The sequence below is a fragment of the Celeribacter baekdonensis genome, assembly GCF_900102315.1.
GTDB classification, from domain to species: domain Bacteria; phylum Pseudomonadota; class Alphaproteobacteria; order Rhodobacterales; family Rhodobacteraceae; genus Celeribacter; species Celeribacter baekdonensis.
This window is the reverse complement of record NZ_FNBL01000003.1, coordinates 396,083-404,967: the sequence shown is the minus strand read 5'-3', so window position 1 is coordinate 404,967 and position 8,885 is coordinate 396,083. Positions and strand designations below refer to the sequence as shown.

General features: G+C 57.8%; 8 protein-coding genes, 1 tRNA gene, 1 pseudogene and 1 riboswitch. Of the genes and pseudogenes, 2 read left to right on the top strand and 8 right to left on the bottom strand.

The features are described 5' to 3' along the window. The 4 genes and pseudogenes from BLT54_RS08505 to trxC form a co-directional block, all read right to left on the bottom strand. Nucleotides 1-257 (bottom strand): annotated as a pseudogene (locus BLT54_RS08505) (IS110 family transposase); the annotation flags it as partial. A gap of 325 nt (nt 258-582) precedes the next feature. After that, on the bottom strand, nt 583-1,167 hold the full coding sequence (locus BLT54_RS08500) for a recombinase family protein (protein ID WP_074643473.1): 585 nt from the start codon (nt 1,165-1,167) through the stop codon (nt 583-585). A 155-nt stretch (nt 1,168-1,322) separates the two neighbouring features. Then, nucleotides 1,323-1,398 (bottom strand) — tRNA-Ala (locus BLT54_RS08495). A 96-nt stretch (nt 1,399-1,494) separates the two neighbouring features. Continuing rightward, complete coding sequence (gene trxC / locus BLT54_RS08490) at nt 1,495-1,956, bottom strand: thioredoxin TrxC (protein WP_074643470.1); 462 nt, start codon at nt 1,954-1,956, stop codon at nt 1,495-1,497. Nucleotides 1,957-2,041: 85 nt separating this feature from the next. On the opposite strand from trxC, the gene BLT54_RS08485 reads away from it, so the two are divergent. Further along, on the top strand, nt 2,042-2,221 hold the full coding sequence (locus BLT54_RS08485) for a hypothetical protein (protein ID WP_074643467.1): 180 nt from the start codon (nt 2,042-2,044) through the stop codon (nt 2,219-2,221). Here the strand turns inward: BLT54_RS08485 and gcvP are convergent, their stop codons facing one another. The 4 genes from gcvP to gltX form a co-directional block, all read right to left on the bottom strand. Then, entirely contained in the window at nt 2,222-5,068 is a 2,847-nt protein-coding gene (gene gcvP, locus BLT54_RS08480) for an aminomethyl-transferring glycine dehydrogenase (RefSeq protein ID WP_074643464.1), read from the bottom strand. Nucleotides 5,069-5,080: 12 nt separating this feature from the next. Next, complete coding sequence (gcvH, locus tag BLT54_RS08475; RefSeq protein WP_009573862.1) at nt 5,081-5,452, bottom strand: glycine cleavage system protein GcvH; 372 nt, start codon at nt 5,450-5,452, stop codon at nt 5,081-5,083. Between the two features lie 23 nt (nt 5,453-5,475). Continuing rightward, complete coding sequence (gene gcvT, locus BLT54_RS08470) at nt 5,476-6,612, bottom strand: glycine cleavage system aminomethyltransferase GcvT (RefSeq protein WP_483862386.1); 1,137 nt, start codon at nt 6,610-6,612, stop codon at nt 5,476-5,478. A 185-nt stretch (nt 6,613-6,797) separates the two neighbouring features. Next, a riboswitch (glycine riboswitch) is annotated at nt 6,798-6,893 on the bottom strand. 125 nt (nt 6,894-7,018) lie between these two features. Continuing rightward, nucleotides 7,019-8,341: a glutamate--tRNA ligase gene (gene gltX, locus BLT54_RS08465; protein WP_074643461.1), complete on the bottom strand. Its 1,323-nt coding sequence runs from the start codon at nt 8,339-8,341 to the stop codon at nt 7,019-7,021. 97 nt (nt 8,342-8,438) lie between these two features. On the opposite strand from gltX, the gene BLT54_RS08460 reads away from it, so the two are divergent. Beyond that, the gene (locus BLT54_RS08460) at nt 8,439-8,867 is read left to right on the top strand and encodes a metallopeptidase family protein (protein WP_074643458.1); all 429 of its coding nucleotides are present in this window, start codon (nt 8,439-8,441) and stop codon (nt 8,865-8,867) included. Nucleotides 8,868-8,885 lie beyond the last annotated feature (18 nt).

Sequence of the window (8,885 nt, the reverse complement as noted above, 5' to 3'; positions counted from 1 at the left end):
CCGCGCTTCACGTAGGGTTTGACGTATCCGGCGGGCATGAGTTTCACCTCGTGTCCCAATTTGCGCAGCTGGCGACCCCAATGGTGGGACGATCCACACGCCTCCATGCCGACCAAACAGGGCGGCAGCGTCTCAAAGAAGGCAAGCAGCTTCGCCCGCTTTATGGCCCTATTGAAGATGACCCGACCATTCTCCGAAATGCCGTGAACCTGAAAAACATCCTTGGCCAGATCAAGGCCTACTGTCTTAACTGTCATTGGGTGGCTCCTTTCCTAGCAGTCATTGATAACTGCACTTTGGCACATTCGATGCCGGTGGAGCAGGAGCCACCCACCTCATCCGCTTTGATGTGTTTGACAGTGTGTCTTCGCAGGTGCAGCGAATTCACCCTTTCCGCCCATACTGTTGAAAAAGTCCCTGAGGCTCTCTGCGCTCTCCGAAATGCAGAACAGTGTTCCAAATTCACGTGCCAAGCGCCGTGTTTTCGGCTGCTTTGCAACGCCTTCAGAATATTTTCCTACAAAAATTGCCTATCAGGTGTCGTGGCAGAGTTTTTCAACACAATCCGCCCTTCGCGTCTGATCACTCCCTCACAGCCAACCATGCTTTCTGCCAGAGGTAATAAGCCGATTGGCTGATCGGCGGGCCTTCCAGAACCGCGAGGGTTTTCCATATTTTGGTCCCTTTGTACCCGGCCTCGATCATTTGGATGGCGACGGCTTTTCGCAGGTCTGTCATGCTCGGCTTGCGCCCCAAGCGCTGACCTCGGGCTTTGGCCTCTTGCAGTGCTATCTTGGTGCGGTCAGAGAAGCCTTTGCGGTCGAGGCGATTGAGGGCTGTCAGCATGGTGCCGATTTGAGACTGCCAACCGTCCCGGCTATCAAACGCCTCATCGAGGCAGCGGATATGAATACCAGCTTCCCGCGCGGCTTCCACAGTGGCTGCAATTCCTTGCGTTGAGAGGTTAAGGTCGCAAAGAGACGGAGCAATCAGTTCCGCGTTTGCGCTCAGATTGCGGAGCCAGTCGGGCGGCGCATTTGGTTCTTCCGGCTCGGTCGTGAGAATCCGGTCTGCCGGAATGCCTTCTGCTTCAAGCCGTGCAACGACGGCCTTCCGATCCTCTGCACGTCGCAGTCCAGAGATCACACCATAGCGGTTTTCCGACATCAGAGACCTTTCGGGGGAATGTGGAAGCGTTCTGGACCGACAGAGTTGGTGCACAACAGACACTACATTTTGTGTTTTAGAATTTTCTTGACATTGAGATGCACGTTTATGCTCCAAATATGCACTCTTATGGTCCAATGACAACAACGAGATTTTGGTGGAGTTGATCGGGATCGAACCGACGACCTCGTCATTGCGAACGACGCGCTCTCCCAACTGAGCTACAACCCCATATGGCACGATTTTTGACCCCCTCCCATGTCAAAGTCAAGACAGGCATGGGAGGGGGTTCTGCGCCAGACTGTCACGCCATCCTCTCGCCAGCCGTCACGCCGGAAGCTTGCCGTTTTCCATCACAAAGGCCACAATATCACGCGCCGGACGAGCCCCTGCAATGCGGGCCACCTCTTTGCCACCTTGGTACAGGATCAGCGCCGGAATGCCCCGAATACCGTTTTTCATCGACACGGTTGGGTGCTCTTCGGTGTTGATCTTGGCAAAACGCGCACGGCCTTTCAGCTCCTGCGCTGCTTTCGCAAACTCGGGAGCCATCATCCGGCAGGGGCCACACCACGGCGCCCAAAAATCCACCAAGACCGGCAGGTCATCTTTTTTCGACAGCGCTGTCAGGCCTTTCGGGTCCAGTTCCGCCACTTTCCCGGACATCAACGGCTCGCCACAGGTGCCGCATTTCGGGCCGGCGCTGAGTTTGTCGGTTGGCACACGGTTGACCTGACCACAGGTGGCACAAGCGAGTTTGACAGCATCTTTTTGCAAGGTCGTGGCCATGATGGCCTCCTTTTCATATTCGGGCTTTTCACATTCCAGTTAAGGAATATATGTATCCTGCCCCTGCCCTGTTCAAGAGGTCAAAATGATACCATTCAAAACCCTGCCGCCCGAGGTTCAGGCACAGTTGCGCGATGCCTACGCCAAAGAGATGGAGACACAGGCAAAGACCTGTTCATTGGACGAAAAAATCACCCGTTTTAACGCCTGGCTTGCGCCGCAGGGGGTGTCCTTTGATCTGGACGACCTCCCACGGCGCAAATGATCATTCTGCCGCTTCGATATAATGCTCCGGCGGCGGGCAAAGGCAAATCAGATTGCGGTCGCCATAGGCGTTGTCGACCCGGCCCACAGGCGGCCAATATTTGTCGACCCGAAACGATCCCGGCGGGAAACAGCCCTGTTCGCGCGAATAGGGCCGATCCCACTCGGCGACCAGATCATTGACCGTATGCGGTGCATGTTTGAGTGGGTTGTTGTCCTGCGGCAGCTCGCCATTTTCAATCTGTGCAATCTCGGAACGGATCGACAGCATCGCCTCGCAAAACCGATCCAACTCGGCTTTGGTCTCTGACTCGGTCGGTTCGATCATCAGCGTGCCGGGCACCGGGAACGACATGGTCGGCGCGTGAAATCCGCTGTCGACCAGACGCTTGGCGATGTCATCCACTGTCACGCCTGTCGGCTTTTCAAACCCGCGCGGATCGACGATGCATTCATGTGCCACGCGGCCCTGTTTGCCCTTGTAGAGCACCGGAAACGCCGCATCCAAACGCGCCGCGATGTAGTTGGCGTTCAAAATCGCCACCTTGGTCGCCTGCGTCAGCCCTGCCCCGCCCATGAGCATGCAGTACGCCCATGAGATCGGCAGGATCGAGGCCGAGCCATAAGGTGCGGCCGACACCGGACCGGTCTCGCCGCCCGTTTCAGGATGACCCGGCAAGAACCGTTCCAAATGCGCCTTGACGCCAATCGGCCCCATGCCCGGACCACCGCCGCCATGCGGGATACAGAAGGTTTTGTGCAGGTTGAGGTGGCTGACATCCGAACCAATGTCGCCGGGTTTGGCCAAGCCCACCAGCGCATTGAGGTTCGCGCCATCAAGATAGACCTGTCCACCGCGATCATGGGTGATCTGGCAGACCTCTTTCACCGTCTCCTCGAACACGCCATGGGTCGACGGATAGGTGATCATGCAAGCGGCCAGTTTGTCGCCCGCAGCCTCGGCTTTGGAGCGGAAATCCTCAAGATCAATATCGCCATTGGCCGCCGTGTTCACCACCACCACCTTGAGGCCGACCATCTGGGCCGAGGCCGGGTTGGTGCCATGTGCGGACATCGGAATGAGGCAAATGTTACGCCCGCCCTGCCCGTTGGCGCGGTGATAGGCCATGATCGTCAACAGCCCGGCATATTCGCCCTGCGCGCCGGAATTGGGCTGCATCGACATGGCGTCATAGCCGGTGATGTCACAAAGTTTATCCGCCAAGTCTTTGATCATAAAGGCATAGCCTTCGGATTGATCTTCGGGAGCAAAGGGGTGAATCGCGTTGAATTCCGGCCATGTGATCGGCATCATTTCCACGGCGGCGTTGAGCTTCATCGTGCAAGAGCCCAGCGGGATCATCGCGCGATCCAGCGCCAAATCCCGATCCGCCAGACGCCGCATATAACGCATCATTTCGCCCTCGGCCCGGTTCATGCCGAAAATCGGATGGGTCAGATAGGCGCTTTTGCGCAGCATTTTTTCCGGGAACCCCAGCCCCGGAAAGCCGCCCGGCACCGCCGCCTCAGACCCAAAAGCGCGCCAGACTTGGGCGATGATTTCGGGCGTGGTCAACTCGTCAACCGAAATGCCGATCTTATCCGTGCCCACTTTGCGCAGGTTGATCCCTTCGGCCATGGCCGAACGCAGGATCACGCCCTGCATCGCGCCGACCTCCACCGTGAACGTGTCATAAAACGCCGCAGGGGCGATTTTGAAACCGGCGGATGTGAGGCCCTCGGCCAAACGCACCGCGTTGAAATGGATCATTTCGCCAATGGCGCGTAGGCCCACAGGGCCGTGAAACACCGCATAAAAGGAGGCCATCACCGCCAGCAAAGCCTGCGCGGTACAGACATTCGACGTCGCCTTTTCACGCCGGATATGTTGTTCGCGGGTCTGAAGCGACAGGCGATAAGCACGGTTGCCGCTTGCGTCCACAGAGACGCCAACAATCCGCCCCGGCATGGCGCGCTTCATCTCATCCTTGCAGGACATAAAGGCCGCGTGTGGACCGCCAAAGCCCATCGGCACGCCAAAGCGTTGCGCCGAACCAACCGCAATATCGGCATCCATCGCGCCGGGGTCTTTCAGCAGCGTCAGCGCCATCAAATCGGTCGCCATGATCGCCACGGCTTTGACCTCATGCAGGGCTTTGATCTGTGGCGTGAAATCCGTGACCTCACCATAGGTGCCCGGATATTGGAAAATCGCGCCAAAGACTTTGGCTGGGTCCAGATCGCGCGGGTCACCCAAAATGATCTCGATGCCCAGAGGCGCGGCGCGGGTCTGCATCACCGCAATGTTTTGCGGATGGCAATTTTCATCCACAAAAAACCGCGTCATTTTTGACTTTGAGATACGCTGCGCCATGGTCATCGCCTCGGCACAGGCGGTGGCTTCGTCCAACAAGGATGCGTTGGCGACCGGCAATCCGGTCATATCGGACACCATGGTTTGGAAATTCAACAGCGCCTCAAGACGCCCCTGCGCGATCTCCGGCTGATAGGGCGTATAGGCGGTATACCACGCCGGATTTTCCAAAATATTGCGCTGAATGGCGGGCGGCGTGACCGTCCCGTAAAACCCCTGACCGATGAGCGAGGTCATCACCACGTTCTGTTTCGCCACTTTGCGAATGTGGCCCAAAACCTCATGTTCGGTCATCGGTGCCCAGTTCAAAGGCTCCATCTGCCGAATGCCCATGGGCACCGTCTCGTCAATCAGCGCATCCAAAGAGGGCGCGCCGATCACCGCCAACATCGCGTCCATCTCGTCAGGCGAGGGGCCGATGTGACGGCGGTTGGCAAAATCATAGGGGTTGTACGTCGATGGGGTATAGGCCACGCCTGATGCTCCTCAGCCGATATAGGTTTTGTATTCAGCTTCGGACATGTAGTCGTCGAGCTCAGACAGATCTTCGATCTTCATCTTGAAAAACCACGCGTCGCCCAACGGGTCTTCGTTGACTTTGCCCGGATCATTGGCCAGCGCTTCGTTGACCTCAACGATCTCGCCGTCCAAAGGCGCGAGAATGTCGGAGGCCGCTTTCACGGACTCGATCACCACCACTTCGTCGTCTTTCGACACCACGGTGCCCTCATCCGGCAGCTCGATGAACACGACATCGCCCAATTGCGTGGCGGCATGTTCGGTGATGCCAACGACGACCAAATCGTCCTCGATGCGCAGCCATTCGTGTTCTTCGGTGAATTTGGTTTCAAGTGCCATGTGGGAGTGTCCCTTTGATCAATTTAGCGTTTGTAAGTGGAAGGCCGGAACGGCATATCCGCGACCGTAACGGGCAGCCGTTTGCCGCGCAATTCCGCATAGATTTCGGTGCCGGTTTTTGTGAACTCTGCGGGCAGGTAGCCCATCGCGATGGGGCGCTCCACCGAGGGGCCAAAGCCGCCGGAGGTGATCACGCCGATCTGATCCGCGCTCTCGCTGGTGGCAAACAACGGTGTGCCGTCACGCATCGGCGCACGGCCTTGCGGCAAAAGCCCGACCCGCATTTTGACCGCCCCATCCGTAAGCTCGCGCAGGATACGATCCGCGCCGGGGAAACCGCCTTCGCGTGCGCCCCCCACACGGCGCGCTTTTTGCATCGCCCAAGCGATATTGCCCTCAACAGGAGAGGTGGTGGCGTCGATGTCATGACCATAGAGACACAGCCCGGCCTCAAGTCGCAGGCTGTCGCGCGCGCCAAGACCGATGAGTTCGACCTCATCCATCGCGACCAATGTCTTTGCAAAATCAACCGCCTCACCCGCAGGCACGGACATCTCAAACCCGTCTTCGCCGGTGTAACCCGAACGCGAAATCCACCACTCGGAACCGCCCACGGCAATGCGCAGCGAGTCCATGAACCGCATTTCAGCCACCTGCGGCACGATTTGTGCAAGAACAGCCGCGGCTTTCGGGCCTTGAAGCGCCAAAAGTGCACGATCCGTGATCTCCGTCACTGTGACATGATCGGGCAAATGCGCACTCAGATGAATGATGTCGTCCTGTTTACAGGCGGCATTGACCACAAGGAACAGCGCGTCGCCGGTGTTGGAAATCATCAGATCGTCCAAAATGCCGCCTGCGTCATTGGTAAAAACACCATAGCGCTGCCGCCCCGGCTTCACCGCCAAAACATCGACAGGCACAAGCGTCTCAAGCGCCAAACCCAGCGCCTCAATGCCCTCAGGCGAGGTCAACATCACCTGCCCCATATGCGAGACATCGAAAAGCCCCGCCTCAGCGCGCGTGTGCAAATGCTCTTTCATCACGCCCAGCGGATATTGCACCGGCATGTCATAGCCCGCAAAGGGCACCATTTTGCCGCCCTGTTCGACATGAAAATCATAAAGCGGTGTGCGTTTGAGCTCCGTCATCTCACTCATCTGTTCCGTCTCCTTGCGCCATTGCGCCTAAGGGTCTGCGCCTAAGATAAAGCCGAAGGGTCGATGACGCCCGGCACCTTGACGGGTCTACGCCCGCCCGATGCCCCCTCTGTCTTGTGCGCCTGAGATCGTTATCCCTTCGGCGGATGCCCTCTTTGCAAACAGGCACCTCTCTCCAGAGTTTTGCGCGCACGAAGGTCCGTTTACCTGAGAGTTTACCGGGGCGGTTGCTCCTTCGGTACGGGTTTGACCTGCGGGTCTCCCGTTCTCCCAACGTGCGATTGAACGCGACGATATGCGAGCCGTGGATTCGGCGCAAGAGGGGAAGTTTCCTATCGGAAACATGACGTAAAAAAACCGCCGCGCGGTTCTCCCGGCGGCGGTTTGTCTCTCTCAAAAGCGGCGCTTAAAGCATTGGCTTTTTTTGCATCAACGGCATGACATGGGACATGTCCGGCCCGCGTTCCATGCCCGTCACAGCTTTGCGCAGCGGCATGAACAGGCCCTTGCCCTTACGCCCCGTCGCCTCTTTGACGGCACTGGTCCACTCTTTCCACGTCTCGCTTGTATAGGGCGGTTCGGGCAAAAGCGCGTAGGCGGCGGGGATAAACTCTTTGTCCTCATCGTCAATCAGCGGCGTCGCACCATCGCGGAACAGCTCCCACCAACCCTTCATGTCGGCTTTGACGGTGATGTTTTCGCGCACCACGGTCCAGAACGGCTCAGCAATCTCGGCAGGCACGCCAAGGGCGGCCACCTCATCGGCCACATCCGCAAAAGGACGGGCGTGATTGACTTGGGCGGTCAGGGCGAACAGGTCCTGCACGTCGAATTTCGTCGGCGCAGAGCCAAAGGTCGACAGATCAAAGCCCTCGATCAGCTCCTCCATGGAGGTGCGCACCTCAACCGGCTGGCTCGACCCAATCCGCGCCATCAGCGACAAAAGCGCCATCGGTTCAACACCTTGAGCACGCAGATCACGCAGGCTCAGCGTACCAAGACGTTTTGAAAGCGCCTCGCCGTGCGGGCCCGTCAAAAGCGAATGATGCGCAAAGCTCGGCACAGTGCCGCCCAAGGCTTCGATGATCTGAATTTGCGTTGCCGTGTTGGTGACGTGATCCGAGCCGCGCACGATATGGGTGACGCCAAAATCGACGTCATCACAGACAGACGCCAGCGTATAAAGGAACTGCCCGTCACCGCGGATCAGCACCGGATCGGAGACTGAGCCCGCATCAATCGAAATATCGCCAAGAATGCCATCAGTCCAATTGATCCGCTCCTGGACCAACTTAAACCGCCAATGGCCATTGCCACGCTCGGCGCGTAGCTTGGCTTTTTCGTCCTCTGAGAGGGTTAGCGCGGTGCGATCATAGACCGGCGGCTTGCCCATATTGAGCAATTTCTTGCGCTTCAGATCCAGTTCGGTCGGCGTTTCAAACGCCTCATAAAACCGCCCCTTGTCGCGCAACTCCTGTGCGGCCGCCTCGTAGCGTTCGATGCGCTCGGATTGTTTTTCAAACCGATCCCATGTGAAGCCCAGCCATTCGAGATCCTCTTGGATCCCGTCGGCATATTCCTGTTTCGACCGTTCCTGATCCGTGTCGTCGAGACGCAGGATAAACTGCCCCCCGGCTTTGCGCGTGATGAGGTAGTTGAACAACGCTGTGCGCAGGTTGCCGACATGGATGAAACCCGTGGGAGACGGGGCGAAACGTGTGACGATCATTTTCGAACTCCTGTTGCGCTCCCTCTTTCATATCGCAGGCAAAGAGTCCATATCGCAACCTGTGTTCAGATGTGAGAAAGCCGCAAAGGAAAGCCCCATGACAGACGTGCCATCTCTGCCCCCGCTTGCGGCCATCGCCCCCGACCTTGATCAGATCGAAGACATCGCCCGCGCCACCATGGCCGCCCTGCCGCCCGCGTTCAAAGTGCTGGCCTTGCAATTGGGTCTGGCAGTGATGGATTTCGCGCCCGAGGATTTGTTGGCCGAAATTGGCATCGAGGACCCGTTTGAATTGACCGGGCTTTATACTGGCATCCCGATGACCGAAAAATCCAGTATGGATCAGACAACCGCGCCCGATACAATCTGGCTGTTTCGTCGGCCCATTTTGGACGAATGGGCGGCGCGCGGCAATGTGACATTGCAGCAAATGGTGGCCCATGTGACCGTGCATGAATTGGCGCATCATTTTGGCTGGTCAGACGAAGACATCGCGTCGATAGACAAATGGTGGGAGTGGGACTGATCCCGCTCACGACCGCGT